Source organism: Celeribacter persicus (assembly GCF_003050785.1).
Lineage (GTDB): Bacteria > Pseudomonadota > Alphaproteobacteria > Rhodobacterales > Rhodobacteraceae > Celeribacter > Celeribacter persicus.
In genome coordinates this window covers 269,116-288,814 of the sequence record NZ_QAOH01000002.1, presented here as the reverse complement: position 1 = coordinate 288,814, position 19,699 = coordinate 269,116, and the positions used below count along the sequence as shown (strand labels likewise).

The window sequence follows — 19,699 nt, the reverse complement described above, 5'->3', positions numbered from 1 at the left end:
GAGACATCGGGTGCCGTGCTTGGATTTGGTTGTGGCATTGATCGTTTCGAGAGGGGTAACGCTCGCTGCGCCTGTTTTTTGTGCATTATATGCTTTGTCATCCAATTTTCTGGAAAAGCATTTGACATAACCTTTCGGAGATTGGCAATAATTACGGTAATAATAACGTAAAATGCCGGATGGTCCGGCCAAACGCACTCCTGTCGTCCCCTGTTCTGGCAGGTCTGTCCGCTGGTCTTTCGAGGCCGAAGACGTGCACCGCACAGCAGGCATTGCGTTTGTCCGATCCGCACCGGAGACCCATCCAACAGGAGATCTGAGATGACTGCACGCACGACCTCGACACTGAAAAAGACCCTTGGCGCGCTGACTGTGACAGCGGCGCTGGCAAGCCCAGCGCTTGCGGGGGGCACCAAGCTCGACATTCAAAGCGCCTGGCCGCTGACCATGCCGGCCTCCGGTGCCAATGCGGCCTATCTTGGCGAAAAGCTCAACGAAGCTTCGGGCGGCTCGCTCGACGTGACGGTGTACGGCGCGGGCAAGCTGGTGCCGTCGCTACAAATCTTCGACGCAGTGCAACAGGGGACGCTGGATGCGGGGATTACCTCGCCGCTCTATGTGGCGGGCCGGTTTCCGGCGGTGCAGTTGTTCGGCGGTATCCCGTTCGGCCCCGATGTGCTCACTCACACCGGCTGGCTCTATGAGGGCGGCGGCGCGGAAATCTGGTCCGAGATCTACGCCGAGCAAGGTGTCAAAACCATTCCCTGCGGGTTGATGGATAGCGAAGCGGGCGGTTGGTATAATTTCGAGATCAACTCCATCGACGATCTGAAAGGCAAGAAAATCCGTTTCGCGGGTCTCGCAGGCGAGGCCATGGCCAAGGTCGGTGCCTCCATCGTGCTTTTGCCGGGCGGCGAGATTTATCCGGGCATGGAAAAGGGCATCATCGACGGCACCGAACTGTCCATGCCCGCCATCGACATCACGTTGGGCCTTCAGGATGTCGGTAAATATTACTACTTGCCGGGGTGGCACCAACCGGCGGCGATGAATGAGTTGATCATCAACATGGCGAAATGGGACAGTCTGGACGAGAGCCAGAAGACCCTGATCGAGGAGAGCTGCAAGGCGGTGAACCTGACCTCCGTGCTCTCGACGCTGACCGCCAATGGCGATGCGATTGCGACTTTCGAGGAGGCCGGTGTGGAGATCAAGAGCTTCCCACCCGAAGTGCTCGAAGGGCTTCACGCCGCCTTTGACGAGGTGATTGCCGAGCAGACCACGAAGGACGAGGATTTCAAGCGGGTCTGGGACTCGCTTGAAGCCTATCGCGCCAAAACGGCCGCTTGGTCCGAACGCCGCTAAGAGAGTTGCGCCGGGGGCAGGGGCTTCCGGCGCTGATCCACCATGCACGCACTCATCTCCTACACCGAACGGTTCATCGCCGGGATCGGACGCATCGGCAGCCTGTTCCTGCCGCTTCTGATGCTTACCATTCTGGTCAATGTCTTCTCTCGCTATGTGCTTGGCCTCGGGTTCATTCAACTCGAAGAACTGCAATGGCATCTGAATGCCATTGCGGTGATGTCCTGTCTCGCCTGGGCCTATCAAAAGGACGTGCATGTCCGGGTCGATGCCTTTCACGCGAAAATGTCGCCTACAGCGCGCGCCATTGTCGAGGTGCTGGGTGTCGTGTTCCTTCTGTTGCCCTTCCTATGGTACGTCACGGGCTCGGCCTGGACGATCTTCAAATATTCCTGGAACCTGAAGGAAGGTTCGCCCATGCCGTCCGGATTGCCCGCGCGCTATCTGATCAAGGGCGTGATGGCAGCGGGGCTGTCGCTTCTTTTCCTGCAAGGCGTGGCGATTCTTTTGAAATCGCTTCTGTTCCTCTTCGGTCCGAAGACATATCGGGAGTGATCCGAGATGGATGTGCTGTTCGTCTTTCTGCTGTTCTCCACCTTCCTCGTGGTGATGTTCTCCGGCTACCCGATTGCCTTCGTGCTGGGCGGTGTGGCCGTGGGATTTGCCTCGCTTGGCACCATGCTCGATTACTTTTCCGTCGATGCCGATATGGCCTCGCTCCGGATGATCGGTTTCGTCGCCAACCGGATTTTCGACACGTTGTCGAGCTATTCTCTGATCCCGATTTCGATGTTCGTCTTCATGGGGATGATGCTCGACAAATCCGGTGTGGCGGAGCGGCTTTTGACCCGGATGCATTCGCTTCTGCGCGTCGTACCGGGGGGCATGGCGGTGTCTGTCGTGCTGATCGGCGTGGTGCTTGCCGCCTCGACCGGCATCATCGGCGCTTCCGTCGTGCTGCTCGCCACCATCGCCATGCCGGCGATGCGCGGGGCGGGCTATGACGACCGTCTGGGGCTGGGCGTTGTGGGCGCGACCGGGTGTCTTGGCATTCTTATCCCGCCTTCGATCATGCTCATCGTCATGGGCGATCAGCTTCAAATCCCCGTGGGTGACCTGTTCCGTGGCGCGATGGTGCCGGGGCTTCTTTTGGCCATGGCCTACGTGGTCTATGCGGTGATCACTGCGATCCTGCATCCGGAGCATGCGCCCGCCCGCGCCTTGGAAGAGGGGCGCGGCGCGGGGGAGATCCTGCGCGATCTTCTGGGCTCTCTGCTGGCACCGCTTCTTCTGGTCATCGCCGTGCTTGGCTCCATCGTCTTCGGCATCGCCACCCCGACCGAGGCTTCGGGTGTCGGTGCGGCTGGGGCGACGCTCATTGCCGTAGGGTCGCGCCGTCTCACCTGGTCGGATTTCCGGGAGGTCTGCGAAGGCACCGGGCTGACCACGGCTTTTCTCTTCGCGCTGATCTTTGGGGCCTCGTGTTTTTCGGTCGTACTGCGCGGTTATGGCGGCGACGAACTGATCGAAGGGGCTCTGCATGCGATCCCGCTGCCGCCGATGGGGACGCTGATCCTCATTCTCTTTATCGTCTTCTTGCTGGGCTTTTTCCTCGACTGGATGGAGATCATCCTGATCGTTGCTCCACTGGTCCTCCCGGTCCTCACGGCCTTGGGGCACGATCCGGCCTGGGTGGCGATCCTGATGGCGATCTGTCTCCAGACCTCCTTCCTGACGCCACCGGTGGGCATGGCGCTGTTCTACTTGAAAAACGCCGTGCCGGATGTGGAGATCACGCAGATTTATCGCTCGGTCCTGCCGTTCGTGGCAATGCAGATCGGCATTCTGGTGCTCACGCTGGTCTTTCCAAAGCTCGCTCTCTGGTGAGGGCGGGCGCAGACATGAAAAAGGGCGCTTAAAGCGCCCTTTTTTGTGGTCTCTGAGATTGTTACGGTTTCATCAGCACGGATTTCGACGGGTAGTCGGAGGCCCATGTCGCGGGCAGGGGGGCGACGAAAACGTTTTCCGTCCGGTTGCGCGTGTAGCGCCATTTGCCGTCCTTGCATTTCTTGAAGGCGTTGAAGAGCCGCGAGGAGCGCAAGAGCGCTTTGCCGTCGGAGAACAGCCAGGGCTGCATGTGGACCCATTGCCCGGTCGCGGTCAGCCCGTCGTCCGCAACGTGAATCTGTTCGGAGGTCACGTAATGGCAATTGAGAATGAGCGCGGGATCGGTCTTGCCGCCCCAGAAGCCTTCGAAATGGCGGCGGACGGCGGCTTTGCCCACGGCGCGGCCGAACTGGCCGTCATAATACTCACCGACGCCTTCCCAGACGGCTTCGTCCGAGAACAGTTCCATGATCCGGTCGATGCGCCCGGCGTCGTCTTTCACGCCATATTCGGGCAGCGGCGTGTCGCAGAGGAACATGTAGCGCATCTGGACATTGCGGACCTCGTTTGCGGCCTCAAGGTTTTCGATGCGGCGGGTGAGGGTTTCGATGGTCTGTGTGGCGTCTTGTGACATGTGCGTCCTTTCTTGCCGGTGATGAGGCGCGAGTCGCGCTCCCTGTTTTCGAGACAAGCCCTGCATAGTTTTTGATCGTTTTCGGGCGAGGCGTGCTGGGATTTAAAGCGGTAAAATTACTGTAAATGATTTTTACGAAAAGAGATTGTTGGGGTAAAGGATTTATTTCAATTTTCACTTGACGTATCGACTTTTTGCGTGAAACTTACCGTAAAGAGCCGCGAGAACGGCACAAGAAAAGCCCAACAGGGATCACAAGATGAACGCACATACTCCCAGCGCCGCGACGCTGGTCGGAGCGCTGTCCCTTGGCGGGGACGGGCCGACCGTGGTCGTCAAGGATTGCATTGATATCGCTGGCACCGTCACGGGCTGCGGCTCGAAGACTTTCGCTATGCAGGCCCCGGCGACGCAAAACGCGGATCTGGTCGATGCGCTTCTGAAGGCAGGCTGCCGGATCGTGGGCAAGGCCAATATGCATGAGATCGCCTTTGGCATGACCGGGGTCAACGGCTTCACCGGCACGCCGGTCAACCCGAACTGGCCGGACCGCATTCCGGGCGGGTCGTCTTCGGGCTCCGCCGTGGCGGTTGCTTCGGGGCTTTGCGATTTTGCCGTGGGCACCGACACGGGCGGCTCCGTACGCCAGCCCGCGACCTGCTGTGGCGTGATCGGGATCAAGCCGACCTATGGGAGGATCAGTCGCAAGGGGCTGACGCCGAGGGACAGTTCACTCGATTGCCCCGGCATTCTGGCCCGTGACATGGAGATGCTCACCAAAGGCATGATGGCGATCGACCCGACATTTAAATCCGAAACCCTGTCTCTGGCGCCGAAGCTTGGCCGTATCAAATCCGAGGGAGTGGACGCGGAGGTGGGCGATCCTCTGGTTTATGCCCTGATGGACGCCTATCCGGACATGCCCTATGAAATCCTGCCCTCGTTTGAGGCGGCGTTCGACGCGGGCATGGTGGTGATGTCGCATGAAATGGCGCAGGAGTTCGGGCCGCTGCTCGATCAGGGCGCGCCGTTCGGGGCGGACATCGCGGCACGTCTCGCCAATGCGCAAAAGATCACAGAGGTGCAACGTGCCGAGGCCGAAGAGGTCCGCACCCGTTTCACCGCCGAGGTGGACGCGCTTCTCGAACATTATGACGCGCTGGTCACACCGTCTCTGCCGACGGTGCCGCCGACGTTCACCGAGGCGAAGGACCCACAGAACGTCCTCTCGCTTACCCGATTTCAGCGCCCGTTCAACCTTTCGGGCCATCCCGCCATCACCCTTCCTGCGCGCTCCAACACCGGTCTGCCCATCGGGTTGCAGATCATCGGGCGCAAGGGGGAGGACGCTGGGCTCTGCGCCATCGCGAGCTGGATCGCCTCCTGTATTCCGCTGTTTCAGTCAAAGGACCTCACCCAATGACCTATCAAACGAAGCTGGCTTTTGAGCAGGCCAATGAGGCCGCTTATGTCGGCGTTCTGGACGAGATCCGGGCGCGCCGGGCAGAGTTTACCAAACTGCGTCATGTGCCGCTCGACATGGTGCAAAAGCTGCAACAGATCGGGGCTTATCGCGCTTTCGTGCCCGCACGCTTCGGGGGCGATGAACTGAGCCCCGCCGATTTCTGTCGGCTGATCGAGGATATTGCCGCCGCCGATGCCTCCACCGGCTGGGTTGCCTCCTTCGGCGTCTCGGCGACCTATCTCGCGGCGCTGCCGCCGGAAACCTACGCGCAAATCTACGCCAAGGACCCGGACACGGTGTTCGCGGGTGCGATGTTCCCACCGCAAAAGGCCGAAAAGGTCGAAGGCGGTTTCAAGGTTTCGGGCCGCTGGCCGTGGTGCTCGGGGATCATGGGGTCTTCGGTCGTGGGTGTCGGCATCAAGGTCGAGGGCGATGACACGCCACTGCCGCGTGTCGCCGTCATGCCGCGTGACAAGGTCACGGTTGATGAGGTGTGGGATACCATCGGCTTGTCTGCGACCGGCTCGCATGACGCGGTGGCCGAGGATGTGGTGGTGGCCCCGGAATGGACCTTCATTCGCGGAGGAAAGCCGCTGATGGACGATGCGATTTTCCGCTTTCCTGCCATGGCGCTCGCCGCGCAGGTGTTGGCGGTGGTGGCGCTTGGCGCGGCGCGCGAGGCGCTGGATTTCCTCGTCGAGGATGCTCGCCAGCGCGCCTCCATCACCGGCGCGCCGAACCCCGGTGCACGGCCCTATGTGCAGGCGGAATTCGCGAAAGCCCAAGGGCTTCTGATGGGCGCGCGCGCGGCGTTTTACGACACCATCGAGGCGGCGTGGGACGAATTGAAAACCACGGGCGACGTGAGCCCGGACATGAAAATCCGTCTGCGCCTTGTCGCCACTAAGGCCGCGCGAGACGGGGCGGAAGCGGCGCGCATCGCCTTTGTCATCGGTGGCTCCGGCGTGATGATGACCGGGCACACGCTTGGGCGTTGCATGGTGGATGCAGCCTGTGTCGCCCAGCACGCCTTCATGGGCGAGGGGACATGGACCGCCGCCGGTGCCGGATTTTTCGATCAGCCGACGATGCCCGGTTACCCATAACCTTCCGAGGCATATTCCAAAGATTTTCCTTCAGAGAGGACCAGAGAGATGAGCGATAAGAAACCGATCCGCACACTTTTGTGCTTCAACAATCACGCCGCGTTTTTCAGCCTGCCGTTCGACCAGATCGGACCGGTCTGGAAAGCGACCCAAGAGCTGATGTTCAAGATCGACCAGATGGAGGGCGTCGAGATCGTCGGCACGTTCGACGACGACCAGACCTTTGTCGGCGCCTCCGTGGGCTTTCCCTACACTTGGTACATCATGGCCGATTTCCCGACCCGCGAGGATGTCATGGCCGCCTGCAACCTGTTGCGCACCATTGTGGTGGGCGAGGGCAATGACCGGCTCTGGAAATACATGACCGTCGAGGCGCGCATGGGGCGCGCCCTCGAAATCCCGCAGCTTTAAGTCCGCAATGTAAGGAGGACGACATGTCTCTCGATATGCCGAAGTTCAGCGATCTCGACGCGCTCTACGACGAGAACAACGCCAGGGTCGCCACCGAAATGTACGAGGATCCTGACCTCTTCGCTTTGGAGATGGAGAAGATCTTCAAGAACACCTGGGTCTGGGTCGCGCATGAAAGCGAATTTCCCGACAAGGGGTCTTTCAAACTCAGCCAGGTCGGTCTTGAGCCGGTGATCGTGGTGCGTGACCGCAAGGGCAAGATCCACTGCATGGTCAACCGTTGCCGCCACCGCGCCGCGACCGTCTGCGAGGTGAAAAAGGGCAAGACGTCGTCCTTCCAATGCCCGTATCACGGTTGGGGTTACGGACTCGACGGATCGCTCCGCGCGTTGCCTTACCCGGAGCAATACGGCGACGACTTCGACAAGGCCCAGCACGGTTTGGAAAAACTGCGGACCGAGGCCTATAACGGCATGGTCTTCGCGACGTTCAGAGAAGACATCGAGCCTCTTGAGGATTTCCTCGGCGAGGGCGTGCGCAAGTACATCGACCTGTTCATGAAACAGGGCGGTGGTTTCCCGGTGAAAGTGCTGGGCGAGCATCAGTTTTCCGTTCCGATGAACTGGAAAGTGCAGCTTGAGAACACCACCGATGCCTATCACTTCCCGATCGTGCACAAGAGCTTCATGCAAACGCTCGACGGTGCGACGGAGGAGATGTTCGATTTCCTCGACAAGGGGCGTGGCTGGGTCGAAGATCTCGGCAACGGGCATTCAATCATGATGATGATCCCCGAGCTTGAGGACCTCGACGAGGGTCTCGACGCGCCGATCCCCGAGCGGTTCGAGGAACTGGCCGAGGAAATCCGCGCCGAGGGCTACCCGGAGGATCAGGTCAAGAAGATCGTGCGCGCTGTGGGCGGGGCGGGGTTCAACCTCAACCTCTTCCCGAACGTGTCCTTCTCTCTGGCCTTCTTCCGTGTGCTGACCCCGATCAATGTCGAACAAACCGACATTCGTCACATCGCCATCGGTATGGACGGTGGCCCGGCGGCGGCCAATCAGGCGCGGATGCGTCTGCACGAGCACTTTCAGGGGCCGATGGGCTTCGGCTCTCCCGATGACGCAGAAGTCTGGGAACGGGTGCAGCGCGGCACCAAGGGGGCCGAGGACCTGCCGATCCTCGTCAACCGTGGCATGGTCGATGAGGAGCCGGGCGAGTATGGCCCGCGCGGTCACATTTCAGCGGAGACCGGTATGCGCGCCGCTTACAAAATGTGGAAAAGGATGATGGAGCAATGACCGAGATGAGCAAGATCGACAGCAAATCCCTGTTGGCCGATGTCACCGCCTTCATCTGGGCCGAGGGCGCGATGCTCGATGCCAAGGAATACGACGACTGGCTGGAGCTCTGGACCGAGGACGGGCTCTATATCATGCCGATGGGCGAGGGCGAGGATTACAAGAATCAGCTCAACCTCTGCTACGACAACGACAAGATGCGTCGCGACCGGATCGGTCGGTTCCAGCGCGGTTTCTCGATCTCGTCCGCGCCGCCCGCGCAGACCGTTCGCACGCTGTCGCGGTTTCGCATCGAGGCGGCCGAGGGCGATGTGATCAAGGTCACATGCGCCGAGCATGTGGTCGAGGACAAATTCGGCCGCCAACGCATTTGGGCGGGCGATGCCTGGTACACGCTGAAAGTGACCGGGGACGGTTTCAAACTCCATGAGAAAATCGTCCGTCTCCTCAACTCCGATGGGATGCTGAATTCGTTCAGCTATTTGTTCTGATGGCGGCACCTCTTCCTGAAAAAATCCAAACCGCCGTCATCACCGGCGGTGCCCGAGGCTTCGGTGCGTCCGTCGTGCGGGCCCTGCATAAAGCGGGCTACCGCGTGGTGATCGCCGACATCGACCCGGGGGAGGAGGCCACGGCTCTGGCCTCCGAACTCGATCTTGCGGGCGAAACCGCGATCACCGCCACGCTGGACGTCTCCAAACCGGAAGACTTCCAGGAGGTGCTCGACAAATGCATCGAGCGCTATGGCTCCGTCGAAGTGCTGGTGAACAACGCCGCCCGCACCATGGCGCAGCCGCTGATGGAGATCGACCCGGCCACGTTCAACGACATCATGGCGACGAACGCCGGTGGCACCTTTGCGGGCAGCCAGATCTTTGCCCGGCATTTTAAAGCGCGCGGTTATGGCCGGATCGTCAACATGGCTTCGCTTGCGGGGCAGAACGGCGGCACGGCGACGGGTGCGCATTACGCGGCTTCGAAAGGTGCGATCCTGACGCTGACCAAGGTCTTCGCCCGCGATCTCGCCCCCTTCGGCATCACCTGCAATGCCATCGCGCCGGGTCCGATGGACACACCGATGGTGCGCGGCGTTCTGGGCGAGAATATCGACAAGGCGATTGCCAATATTCCGGTGCAGAAACTCGGCGATCCCGAGTTCGTGGCGCAGATGGTGGTGATGCTCGCGAGCCCCGAGGCGGCCTTCGTCAACGGTGCCTGCTGGGACGTCAACGGCGGGCTTTATGTGAGGTAACGATGGCCGATAACGCACAGAAACTCAAAGTCATCGCCCGCATGGACGACCGTGGCGACATTGCCCGCATCCGGTTTGCACCGGAGGCGGGGGGCCCAATTGTCCCGTTCGAGGCAGGCGCGCATCTCGATCTCTACCTGCCCGATCTCGATATGTGGCGGCAGTATTCGCTCTGCTCCGATCCGGCAGAGACCGGGTTCTACGAGATCGGCGTTCTGAAAGACCCGCAAAGCCGGGGCGGTTCGGTGAAGGTGCATGAAACGGCGCTTGAGGGTGCCGTGTTCACCGTCGAAGGCCCGCGCAATCATTTTCCGCTGGATGAGACGGCGGAAACCACGGTGCTCTTCGGTGGCGGCATCGGCATCACGCCGATGATCGCGATGGCAAAGCGTCTCCATGCGCTCGGCAAGGATTTCACCCTGCATTACTGCACCCGCTCCGAGGGCGTCACCGCCTTCATGGACGAGCTGCAAGGTTGCGGGTTTACTGACAAGGTGGTGTTTCATTTCGACGACAAGGATGCGGAACAACGGCTTGATCTGAAACGCGATCTTCCTGCGCCGAATGCGTCCACCCATCTCTACGTCTGCGGCCCGCAGGGTTTCATGGACTGGGTGATCGACACGGCAGAGGCTGCGGGGCACGCCACCGCCAATGTCCACCGCGAATATTTTTCTGCCGATGTCGAGCTTTCGGGCGACAGCTTCGAGGTCGAATGCGCGCAATCGGGCGTGACCATCACCGTGGGGCCGGATGATACGATTGCCAAGGCGCTGGCGCGCGAAGGGATTAAGATCGAGGTGAAATGCGAAGAGGGTGTTTGCGGCACCTGCCTGACCGATGTGCTTTCGGGCGAGATCGACCACCGCGATCAGTTCCTCACCGAGGAAGAGCGCGAAGACGGTGACGTGATCTGCGCCTGTTGCTCACGGGCCAAGGGGCCGAAACTGGTGCTGGATATCTGAGCCATGACGGAACTGACGCAAACCCAGCTTGATTTCCGCGAAGGCATGAGCCGGCTCGGGGCGGCGGTGAATTTGATCACCACGGACGGGCCAGCGGGCAAACATGGCCTTGTGGCCTCTGCTGTCTGTTCGGTGACGGATCATCCACCGACGCTTCTGGTCTGCATTAACAAGAGCGCCTATGCCCATGACAAGTTTATCGGGAACGGCGTGTTGGCGGTCAATGTGCTGGCCGCCGAGCATCAGGCGTTGTCTGGCCATTTTGCCCGCTATGTCGAAGGGGTGGACCGTTTCTCCTTTGGCGAGTGGGTTACGGAGGCGACCGGGGCGCCGCTCCTCGCGGATGCCAATGTCGCTTTCGATTGCCGCATCACGGGACGCCAGGAGGAGGGCACGCATTCCGTGTTCTTCTGTCAGGTCGAGGCGGTGCGGCTGGCCAGCGAGACCCGGCATGGGCTTGTCTGGTTCAGCCGCGATTATCACCATCTGGTGACGGAGCGGCACTGATGCGCATCGCGGCGTGGCGTTTTTCAGATCATCCGGGCAAGATCTTTCGAGATCTTGGCGAGGATTTCGTTGAGTGTTTCAAGCTCGGCGGGAGAGGTGTTGTAAAAACTCTCGTCGCGGATGCGGTCGACCTCGACCAGCGCACGGGCGCGCAGCGCGTCGCCTTTCGCGGTGAGACAGACCTCGGTCACCCGCCCGTCGGTCGGGCGTACCCGGGTCTCGACAAGCCCGTCGCCGATCATGCGCTGCACGATTTTAGTCGTGGTGTTGAGCTTGAGCGTGGAGAATTCCGCGATCTCGGAGACCGACATGAAGTTCTGCTGGTAAAGCGACATCAGCACCCGCCAGCGCGGCGCATCCACGCCCAGCGGTTTAAGCCGCTTCTCCAGTGCCCGCGTGTAATAGGCATTGGCGCGGTTGATCCAGAAATACGGCCAGCTGTCGCGGAAATGTTCCGGCGTCTGCTTGTCCTGTGTCTGCTCGGTCGGGGTGGTCGTCATGCGTGGCCCTCGATCAATCGGTCTGACGGTCTGCGGCGTCACTTCGTGTCCGCCACATCCATTTAAAAGAAAAATGTCCGGTAACGGGCGTCTTAACACCATCACTCACCAATAGGGAATGTGAAAATGAACGTGAAACTCAAAAAGATCGCCACAATGGCGGCGTCCATCGCACTTTACGCCGGGGTGGCTCAGGCCGACACGGTTCTGACCATGAACAGCTGGCTGCCGCCGACCCACCCGCAGGTTTCTGAACTGTTCGTGCCGTGGATGGCGGACATCGAGCGCGTCACCGAAGGCCGGGTCAGGATCAACATGCTGCCCGCGCCGCTCGGGCCGCCGCCCGCCGCCTTCGATCTGGCCAAAAACGGTGTGGCCGACATTGCCTATTCCGTGCATGGCTACACGCCGGGCCGGTTCAAGACGCCGATGATCGCGGAAATGCCCTTTATGTCCGACAGTTCGGTGGCCACCTCGGTCGCCTTCTGGCGCGTACATGAAGCGATGCTCAAGGATGCGGGCGAATATGAGGGGGTGAAGGTTCTGACGCTTTTCACCCATGGGCCGGGGGAGATCTTCTCCACGAAACCGATCGAGACGCCCGAAGATATCGCGGGTCAGAAAATCCGCATCGGTTCGGCGCTGGCGCATTCCATTGCCACCGATCTGGGCGCGGTGCCGGTCGAGGGACCGTCTTCGAAAGCCTATGAGCTACTCTCGCAAGGCGTGGCCGACGGCATCTTCTTTCCGTTCGAATCCGTCAATTTCTTCAACCTCAATGACATTCTCGACTACGGCTATACCGTGCCGGGCGGACTCTATAATACCGCGATGTTTGTGGTGATGAATGAGGCGAAATGGAATTCGATCTCGCCCGAGGATCAGGCTTTGATCGAACCGCTTCTGGGTGAAGCCTTCGCGCGGCGCGCGGGCGAGATGTGGGACAAGGTCGATGCCGAGGGACGGGCCTCCATGGAGGGCAAGATCACGCTCAAGGCGGCGACGGAGGAGGAAGTGGCCGAGCTGAAGACCCGGCTGCAACCGATTGTCGAAGCCCGTGTGGCGCAGGTGAGCGAAACAGGGATTGACGGACAGGCGGCCTATGACATGCTCTTTGAAGAGATTGCCAAAATCGAGGCCGAAGAATGATCAACCTGTCCGAAAATATTGCCGGACCGCATGAGCAAGGGCTGCCTCCCAAGGCAGCCCGACCCATTCACGGTGCGATCGCCATCGCCTGTTCGGTGCTGCTGATCGCGATGATGGGGCTGACGGTCGTGGATGTGCTTGGGCGTTATCTGTTCAACAATCCGGTGAAAGGGGCGACCGAGCTGACCGAGTTGATGCTCGCGGCGCTGATCTTTCTCGGGCTTCCGGCGGCGACGCTGGACCGCGAACATGTCACCGTCGATCTCATCACCGACCGTCTGCCTCTGGCGGTCGACAAAATCCGCCGCCCTGTGGTGCTTTTGCTCTCCTCGGGCGTGCAGGTCATGATCGCCTGGCGGCTCTGGGTGACCGCGACGCAGGTCGCGGGCTATGGCGGCACCACGGCGACGCTGGAGCTTCCGATTGCGCCGATCGGTTACGTCTCGGCCGTGCTCTGCATCGTCTCCGCGATCATCATGTTCGCGGAAATCTTCTACCCGATGAGAGGTGAAAACTGAGATGTCCTTGCTTGCTCATTGGGAATTCGGGACTCTTGTCCTGTTCATCATGTTGTTCCTGGGCGTGCCGATCTCCTTCGCGCTGGCGCTTCTGGGGACGGTCGGCACGGCGGCAATCATCGGTTGGACGCCGTCGTTTTCGCTCCTTGGCCAGACCTATTTCGAACACAGCCGGAGCTATTCTCTGTCGATCCTGCCGCTGTTTCTGATGATGGGGAACTTCGTGGTGCAATCGGGCATCGCGCGCGATCTCTATTCCGCCGCTTACGCCTGGCTTCGCCATCGCAAGGGCGGGCTGGCGGTGGCGACCGTGGTGGCTTGCGGCGGGTTTTCCTCCGTGTGTGGATCGTCTCTGGCGACGGCTTCGACCATGGCAAAGATCGCTTTGCCGAACATGCGCAAATTCGGCTATCCCGACAGCCTCTCCACCGCCTCCATTGCGGCAGGCGGCACCTTGGGCATCCTGATCCCGCCCTCGGTGATCCTCGTGTTCTACGGTATCATGACCCAGCAGGACATCGGCAAGCTGTTCCTCGCGGGCATCCTGCCGGGCATTCTGGGCGTGATCCTCTACGCGCTTGCGGTGCGCATCTCGATCCACTTCGGCCATTTCGACCTGCCGGTCGAAGAGAAACTGCCGCTCCGCGACCGCATCATCGCGCTCAAGGGTGTGGCAGGCGCGCTGGGGCTTTTCGCCTTTGTCATGGGCGGCATCTATTTTGGGGTGTTCACGCCCACCGAGAGTGCGGGAATGGGGGCGGGCGGGGCTTTCCTTCTGGTGGTCTTGCAGGGCCGTCTGAACCTGTCGCAGACACTCTCGACGCTCTATGAGACGGCGAAGACCACGGCGATGATGTTCTTCATCCTCTTCGGCGCGCTGACCTTCGCGAACTACGTGAACCTCTCGGGCATGAGCCGGGACATCCAGACACTGGTGACTTCGGTGGGAAATCATCCGTTGATGGTGATCGCCGTGATCACGCTGGTCTATCTGGTGCTCGGCTGTGTGCTTGAAGGGTTGTCGATGATCACCCTGACCGTGCCGATCTTCTATCCGATCGTGGCCGCACAGGGCTTCGATCTGATCTGGTTCGGCATCTATGTCGTGATTGTGACCGAGGTGAGCTATATCACGCCGCCGGTCGGGCTGAATGCTTTCGTGCTGAAATCCGTGGTCAAGGATGTGCAGCTCGGCACGATTTTCCGTGGGCTTGTGGCGTTTCTGGCCGTGGATGTGCTGCGTGTCGCCCTCATCCTGGCTTTCCCGCTGATCGTTTTGCTCGTGCCGAACATGATGTGAGAACATTTGTGGTCAGACATGAAAACACCCGCCTCATTGGGGCGGGTGTTTTGCGTTTCCGATGCGGTGTCTCAGGCCTCGTCGAACCAGTCGTCATCCAGTTCCGGCAGTGGAATGGCCGAGAGAAGGGTTTTCGTGATCTCGGATTTGGGGGCCTCGAACACCTCCACCACCGGCCCATGGTCAACAATCTCGCCATGGTTCAGGACGATCACATGATCGCAGAGGTGACGGATTACCGACAGGTCGTGAGAGATGAAGGCCACCGTCAGCCCCATGTCGCGGGCGAGGGTCTTGAGCAGAGACAGCACCTGCGCCTGAGAGGAGACATCGAGGCCGGAAACGATCTCGTCGGCCAGAATGAAGCGCGGCTCAAGTGCGATGGCCCGTGCGATGCCGACCCTTTGCCGCTGTCCGCCCGAAAGCTCATGCGGATAGCGCTCGGCGAAGGTCGGGGGCAGGCCGACCTTTTCCAGCGCCGCAATCGCATCTGCCTTCGTGCCGCCGCGCCCGTAGCGTTTCATCGGCTGAGAGATGATCCGCCAGACCCTGTGGCGGGGATTGAGCGACGACATAGGGTCCTGAAAGATCATCTGAAGATCGCGACGCAAGGGACGCAGCGCCGCCTCGTCCAGATGGCCGATCTCCTGCCCGTCGAACAGAACCTGTCCGCTGTCGGGTTCAAGAAGCCGCACCAAAACGCGCCCGAAGGTCGATTTGCCGGAGCCGGACTCGCCGACGATTCCGGTGATCCGACCCTCGGGAATGTCGAGGCTGAAGCCTTTCAGGACCTCGTTACGGGGAGCAGGGCCGAAGAGTGGTTTATGTGCGCGATCCGGGAAGGACAGGCGCAGATCGCGAACGGAAAACAGGGCGCTCATATCCGGCCTCCTCTGTAGAGCAGATCGTCCTGCGCGATCTGGGCGTGCAGATCGGCAATGAGAGACGCGGGCACGGGCGAAAACGGACGCTCCAGATCGGCATAGCTCGGAGTCGCGGCGATCAGGGCGCGGGTGTAGGGGTGTTGCGGATTGGTGAAGACCTCCCGCGTTGGCGCATCCTCCATCACCTTGCCGGCGAAGAGTACCGTGACTTTCTGGCTGATCTTGGCGACCACGCCCATGTCGTGCGTGACGAACAATACGGCGGTTCCCGTCTCCTGTTGCAGCTCGCGAATAAGCCGCAGGATTTGTTTCTGCACCGTCACATCGAGCGCCGTCGTCGGCTCATCCGCCACGATGAGGCGCGGTGAGGGGGCGAAGGCGGCGGCGATCAGCACGCGCTGGCGCATCCCGCCTGAAAGCTCATGCGGATAGCTCTGCATCACCCGTTTCGGATCGCGGATATGTACCCGGTCGAGGAGATCGAGTGCGCGGGTCTCGGCCTCTCGGGCATTCCAGCCCTGAATGCGCACCAGCGGGTCGATGATCTGCGGCCCGATTTTGCGCACCGGGTTGAGCGCGGTCAGCGGGTCTTGCGGGATCAGCGCTGCCGATTGCGCCACGATCTTGCGACGTGTGGGCGGGGTCATCATGTTGAGATGCTGCCCTTCGAGCAGGATTTCCCCTTCGGTGATCGCCACATTGGGTGGCAGGATGCCGAGGACGGATTTGCCGATCATCGATTTGCCCGCGCCGCTTTCGCCCACGAGCGCGCGCACCTCGCCGGGTTCCAGCGTGAGCGACACGTTGCGCAACAGGCGATGACCGTTCGGCAGGGCGATGTTGAGCTTGATTACGTCAAGCGTATGGGCATGAAGAGAACTCATTGCAGCACCGGATCGAAATGACGTTTGAGCCCTTCGCCGAGCGTCGAGAAACTCAGCACGGTCAGGAAGAGCGCAATCAGCGGAAAGAGAAGCACCCACCAGGCGAAATGGATCGCACCACGGCCTTCAGCGATCATCGCACCCCAGGTCGGATCGTCGGACGAGATCGACAGGTTCACGAAGCTGAGGATCGCCTCGACAATCACCGCGATACCCATTTCGAGCGTCAGAAGCGCGATGACGGAGGGCAGGACATTGGGCAGAATCTCCGAGATCAGCGTGGTCATCCGGTGTGCACCGCCGATCCTTGCGCTGTCGACGTAATCCATCCGTGCCTGAACCATCGTTTCGGCCCGGATCACACGGGCGAACCGGGTCCAGTCGATCACCGCAATGGCGAGGATCACGGAGCCCAATCCAGTGCCCAGAACCGCAACCAGAAGCACGGCAAAGAGCACCGGCGGAAAGGCCATCCAGATGTCGACGAGGCGAGAGATCACCCGATCCCACCAGCCGCCGAAAAAGCCCGCGATCAGGCCGAGCGTCGTGCCCACGAGACAGGCGGCCAGCGCCGCGGTGAAGCTGACGATGAGGGCTATGCGCGCCCCGAAGATCATCCGCGACAGTACATCGCGGCCCAGACTGTCGGTGCCAAGCCAATAGCCCGGCTCTGTGCCCGCGACGAACCAGGGTGGCAGACGTTCGAGCATCAGGTCTTGTTCCAGCGGATCGTGCGGGGCGATGAGCGGCGCAAAGAGCGCGGCGGCGATGACGAGGGCGATCCAGAAAAGCGGCAACCAGAGCCGCAGGTTGATCGGCCCAATGCGACGGGCGCGGGGGGCGGTGATGTCAGCCATGGCGCAGCCTCGGGTTCAGGAGGGTGTAGGACAGATCGACCAGCAGGTTGATCACGATGAACAGTGCGGCAAACAGGATGACGATGCCCTGAATGAGCGGCAGATCGCGGTTGATCACCGCATCAATCGCCATGTTGCCGAGGCCCTCATAGGCAAAGATGCGCTCCACGATCACGGTCCCGCCAATGAGGAAGGTGAATTGCACGCCGATCAGCGTCAGTGTAGGCAAAGCCGCGTTGCGCAGCGCCTCTCGCAGGATCACGGCGGTCTCGGAAAATCCACGCACGCGGGCGAGCGTGGTGTAATCGAGATGCAGAACTTCCTTGAGCGACTGTTTCAGAAGCTGTGCGATCATCGCGGCGAGGGGCAGGGCAAGCGACATGGCGGGCATCAGCATATGCGAGAGTGTCGAGCCGACCACGTCGAGCCGCCCCCGCAACAGCCCCTCGATCACGTAGAAATTCGTCGTGAAATCAATGTCGAGACGCGGATCGACTCGGCCCGAGATCGACAGTACCGGCCAGAGCACGCCGAACAGCAGCACGAAGATCAGCCCCCAGAGAAAATCCGGCACGGAGAGCACCGCGCCGTTGGTGAGATCGAGCCCGACCTCGGTTCCGGTGCCACGTTTGCGCGCGCCAATCACGGCGATGGTGCCGCCAAGCGCCACGGCGATGACAAGCGCCATGAAAGACAGTTCCAAAGTGGCGGGCAGACGACCGAGCACCAGCTCCATGACCGGCTGGCGCAGAGTGATCGAGGTGCCGAAATCGCCCTGCAACACCCCGCCGAGCCAGATCACGAACTGTTCGGGCAGGCTCTTGTCGAAGCCGTAAAGCCGGGTGAGATTGGCGATGTCCTCCTCGGTCGCACCGGGCGGCAGCATCATCGCGATGGGATTGCCCGGAGCCACGCGCACGAGAGTGAACACCACCACGGCCACGCCGAACAGTGTCACCACCGTGGTCGCAAGCCGGGTCAGAACGGTCTTGAGAAGCATATCGGTCTCTTCATGGAAAAAAGCCCGGTGGCAAGGGGAGCAGCCACCGGGCAGAGTTTCGCGATCAGCTCGCGGGGGTAATCGCCTGCGGCAGAAGATCGCCGGAGGTGTAGGGCGTGACCGAGACCGCGCTGGAGAAGACGATGGGCATCACATATTGCAGAAGCGGGATGACATAGCCCTCTTCCGCGATATAGCGCGACACGTCTTTGTAGCCCTGAATACGCTTCGCCTCATCGCGTTCGGAGAAGAGCGGCGCGATCATGTTCACAAGATCCTCGGTATCCCAGACCGCATGCGGCGAGGGGCCGAACATGGAAAACCCGGTCGCGGTCGAAGGATCGCCAATGGAATTGCCCCAGTTGTAGAAGGCGGCGGGCGCCAGTTGGTCGGTGGCGCGCAACTCGTAATGCTTGGCGATTTCGTAGACCTCGATCTCCGCCTCGATCCCGACCTTGCGCCACATGCCGACGATGGCCTGCACCATCTCGTAATCCTTGGGTTTGAGCCCCCGCGTGGTCTGGATGGTGAACTTGACCGGGTTGTCGGTGGAATAACCGGAAGCGGCCAGAAGCTCTTTCGACTTTTCAGGGTCATAGGCGACGACGATGCTCTCGTCATAAGCCGCATAGCCCGGTGCCTCCAACGTCGAGATCGGCACGCCGTAGCCCCGCAGCAGCCGGTCTATGATCAGTTGCTTGTCGATGGCGTAATGCGCGGCGAGGCGCACGTTCTTGTCGAGCATCGGTCCCACGTCGTTGAGGAAAATCATGCCGATGTCGGTGATCGGTACGGCCTCGCCCGTGAGCCCGTCCTTGGTGATCAACCGATCGTATTCCTCGTAGGGGATGTTCACGGTGACGTCCGAATTGCCGCTTTCCACCTCGGCCACGCGCGAGGCCGCATCGGTTACGAATTTGATCGTCACGGTCTCGAACGCCGGTGCGTCGCCCCAATACTCGGGGAAGGCTTTGAGGCGGACATAAGCGCCTTGCTCAAACGCGTCGACCATATAGGGGCCGGTGCCGACCGGGGCTTTCTCGAACCCTTCCGCACCGACCTCTTCATAGTACGCTTTCGGCAGAACGAAAGCAGTCAGGAAGGCCATCCATTTGAACAGCGCCGGTTCGAATTCCAGCACGTCGGCGGTGATCACCTGTCCGTCCACGGAGAAATTGCCGATCTTGCCCCAGACGAATTGCATCGGGTTGCCGGTCTCGGGATTGGCGGCGCGCTCCAGTGACCAGACGATGTCTTCGGGCGTCAGATCGGTGCCGTTGTGCCATTTCACACCCTCGCGAACGGTCATGGTGATCTTGCTTTGATCCTCGTTGAAGCCCCATTCGGTCAGAAGGCCGGGACCGAAGGACAGGTCGGGAGCCTGTGCGATATAGCGGTCGAATACCGCCAGATAGACGGATTGTAGCACCGGGTTCACCGCCGCCGGACCCGTGGTCGGGTCCCAGCTTTGCACCGGGATGTTATAGGCGATGGTCAGGCTTGTGCCGTCCTGCGCCAGAAGTGGCGCACCGGAGGCGAGAAGGGCGGTCAGGGCGGCGGAAGCGCCCATGAATCCACGCCGTGTCAGTTGTCCTTTGGCAGTCATTTCGTGTCTCTCCTGTTGGCGATCTCCGGTCCGTTTTCCGGACTCGATTGTCGGATTTACTTTGGGTCCAGTTATTTTGTATTTAAAGCATAAAGATGCAAGTCAGGC

The 19,699-nt window shown here is 60.8% G+C and carries 21 protein-coding genes; 14 read left to right on the top strand and 7 right to left on the bottom strand.

Annotated elements, in window-relative coordinates:
* The first annotated feature begins 321 nt into the window (after positions 1 to 321).
* The 3 genes from C8N42_RS04415 to C8N42_RS04405 are packed head-to-tail and all read left to right on the top strand — an operon-like array spanning position 322 to position 3,252.
* Positions 322 to 1,365, top strand: coding sequence for a TRAP transporter substrate-binding protein (locus C8N42_RS04415; RefSeq protein WP_107815329.1), 1,044 nt, complete (start codon positions 322 to 324; stop codon positions 1,363 to 1,365).
* Between the two features lie 42 nt (positions 1,366 to 1,407).
* Positions 1,408 to 1,920, top strand: coding sequence for a TRAP transporter small permease subunit (locus tag C8N42_RS04410; RefSeq protein ID WP_107815328.1), 513 nt, complete (start codon positions 1,408 to 1,410; stop codon positions 1,918 to 1,920).
* Positions 1,921 to 1,926: 6 nt separating this feature from the next.
* Positions 1,927 to 3,252: a TRAP transporter large permease gene (locus C8N42_RS04405; RefSeq protein ID WP_107815327.1), complete on the top strand. Its 1,326-nt coding sequence runs from the start codon at positions 1,927 to 1,929 to the stop codon at positions 3,250 to 3,252.
* 61 nt (positions 3,253 to 3,313) lie between these two features.
* Here the strand turns inward: C8N42_RS04405 and C8N42_RS04400 are convergent, their stop codons facing one another.
* Positions 3,314 to 3,886, bottom strand: coding sequence for a nuclear transport factor 2 family protein (locus C8N42_RS04400; RefSeq protein ID WP_107815326.1), 573 nt, complete (start codon positions 3,884 to 3,886; stop codon positions 3,314 to 3,316).
* A 259-nt stretch (positions 3,887 to 4,145) separates the two neighbouring features.
* Here C8N42_RS04400 and C8N42_RS04395 point away from each other — a divergent pair, with 259 nt between their 5' ends.
* The 8 genes from C8N42_RS04395 to C8N42_RS04360 are packed head-to-tail and all read left to right on the top strand — an operon-like array spanning position 4,146 to position 10,893.
* Positions 4,146 to 5,309, top strand: coding sequence for an amidase (locus C8N42_RS04395; RefSeq protein WP_107815325.1), 1,164 nt, complete (start codon positions 4,146 to 4,148; stop codon positions 5,307 to 5,309).
* Positions 5,306 to 6,457, top strand: a complete 1,152-nt coding sequence (locus C8N42_RS04390) for an acyl-CoA dehydrogenase family protein (protein ID WP_107815324.1) — start codon at positions 5,306 to 5,308, stop codon at positions 6,455 to 6,457. The genes C8N42_RS04395 and C8N42_RS04390 overlap by 4 nt, the downstream gene beginning before the upstream one ends.
* A 48-nt stretch (positions 6,458 to 6,505) precedes the next feature.
* The gene (locus tag C8N42_RS04385; protein WP_107815323.1) at positions 6,506 to 6,868 is read left to right on the top strand and encodes a hypothetical protein; all 363 of its coding nucleotides are present in this window, start codon (positions 6,506 to 6,508) and stop codon (positions 6,866 to 6,868) included.
* Positions 6,869 to 6,891: 23 nt separating this feature from the next.
* Positions 6,892 to 8,169 (top strand): aromatic ring-hydroxylating oxygenase subunit alpha, encoded by a 1,278-nt coding sequence (locus tag C8N42_RS04380; protein ID WP_107815322.1) that lies wholly within the window; start codon positions 6,892 to 6,894, stop codon positions 8,167 to 8,169.
* Positions 8,166 to 8,660, top strand: coding sequence for an aromatic-ring-hydroxylating dioxygenase subunit beta (locus tag C8N42_RS04375; protein ID WP_107815321.1), 495 nt, complete (start codon positions 8,166 to 8,168; stop codon positions 8,658 to 8,660). The genes C8N42_RS04380 and C8N42_RS04375 overlap by 4 nt, the downstream gene beginning before the upstream one ends.
* Entirely contained in the window at positions 8,660 to 9,421 is a 762-nt protein-coding gene (locus tag C8N42_RS04370) for an SDR family NAD(P)-dependent oxidoreductase (protein ID WP_107815320.1), read from the top strand. Before C8N42_RS04375 ends, C8N42_RS04370 begins: the two co-directional genes overlap by 1 nt.
* 2 nt (positions 9,422 to 9,423) lie before the next feature.
* Positions 9,424 to 10,386 carry a PDR/VanB family oxidoreductase gene (locus C8N42_RS04365; RefSeq protein ID WP_245889958.1) on the top strand — a complete coding sequence of 321 codons (963 nt, stop codon included), beginning with the start codon at positions 9,424 to 9,426 and terminating at the stop codon, positions 10,384 to 10,386.
* A gap of 3 nt (positions 10,387 to 10,389) precedes the next feature.
* The gene (locus C8N42_RS04360) at positions 10,390 to 10,893 is read left to right on the top strand and encodes a flavin reductase (protein WP_107815319.1); all 504 of its coding nucleotides are present in this window, start codon (positions 10,390 to 10,392) and stop codon (positions 10,891 to 10,893) included.
* A gap of 23 nt (positions 10,894 to 10,916) precedes the next feature.
* On the opposite strand, the gene C8N42_RS04355 is transcribed toward C8N42_RS04360, so the two are convergent.
* Entirely contained in the window at positions 10,917 to 11,393 is a 477-nt protein-coding gene (locus C8N42_RS04355) for a MarR family winged helix-turn-helix transcriptional regulator (RefSeq protein WP_107815318.1), read from the bottom strand.
* Between the two features lie 126 nt (positions 11,394 to 11,519).
* Between C8N42_RS04355 and C8N42_RS04350 the strand changes: the two genes are divergently transcribed.
* From C8N42_RS04350 to C8N42_RS04340, 3 genes are read left to right on the top strand one after another with little or no spacing between them, the layout of a single operon-like run.
* Positions 11,520 to 12,542: a TRAP transporter substrate-binding protein gene (locus C8N42_RS04350; RefSeq protein ID WP_107815317.1), complete on the top strand. Its 1,023-nt coding sequence runs from the start codon at positions 11,520 to 11,522 to the stop codon at positions 12,540 to 12,542.
* A complete protein-coding gene (locus C8N42_RS04345; RefSeq protein ID WP_107815316.1) occupies positions 12,539 to 13,060 on the top strand; it encodes a TRAP transporter small permease in 522 nt (173 codons plus the stop codon). Before C8N42_RS04350 ends, C8N42_RS04345 begins: the two co-directional genes overlap by 4 nt.
* Position 13,061: 1 nt before the next feature.
* The gene (locus tag C8N42_RS04340; RefSeq protein ID WP_107815315.1) at positions 13,062 to 14,360 is read left to right on the top strand and encodes a TRAP transporter large permease; all 1,299 of its coding nucleotides are present in this window, start codon (positions 13,062 to 13,064) and stop codon (positions 14,358 to 14,360) included.
* 71 nt (positions 14,361 to 14,431) lie between these two features.
* Here C8N42_RS04340 and C8N42_RS04335 read toward each other — a convergent pair whose 3' ends face one another.
* The 5 genes from C8N42_RS04335 to C8N42_RS04315 all read right to left on the bottom strand — a co-directional run bounded on the left by C8N42_RS04335 (position 14,432) and on the right by C8N42_RS04315 (position 19,591).
* A complete protein-coding gene (locus C8N42_RS04335; protein WP_107815314.1) occupies positions 14,432 to 15,241 on the bottom strand; it encodes an ABC transporter ATP-binding protein in 810 nt (269 codons plus the stop codon).
* A complete protein-coding gene (locus C8N42_RS04330; protein ID WP_107815313.1) occupies positions 15,238 to 16,128 on the bottom strand; it encodes an ABC transporter ATP-binding protein in 891 nt (296 codons plus the stop codon). Before C8N42_RS04330 ends, C8N42_RS04335 begins: the two co-directional genes overlap by 4 nt.
* Positions 16,125 to 16,985, bottom strand: a complete 861-nt coding sequence (locus tag C8N42_RS04325; protein WP_107815312.1) for an ABC transporter permease — start codon at positions 16,983 to 16,985, stop codon at positions 16,125 to 16,127. Before C8N42_RS04325 ends, C8N42_RS04330 begins: the two co-directional genes overlap by 4 nt.
* Positions 16,978 to 17,985 carry an ABC transporter permease gene (locus tag C8N42_RS04320; protein WP_107815311.1) on the bottom strand — a complete coding sequence of 336 codons (1,008 nt, stop codon included), beginning with the start codon at positions 17,983 to 17,985 and terminating at the stop codon, positions 16,978 to 16,980. The genes C8N42_RS04325 and C8N42_RS04320 overlap by 8 nt, the downstream gene beginning before the upstream one ends.
* Before the next feature lie 64 nt (positions 17,986 to 18,049).
* Positions 18,050 to 19,591, bottom strand: coding sequence for an ABC transporter substrate-binding protein (locus C8N42_RS04315; RefSeq protein WP_107815310.1), 1,542 nt, complete (start codon positions 19,589 to 19,591; stop codon positions 18,050 to 18,052).
* Positions 19,592 to 19,699 lie beyond the last annotated feature (108 nt).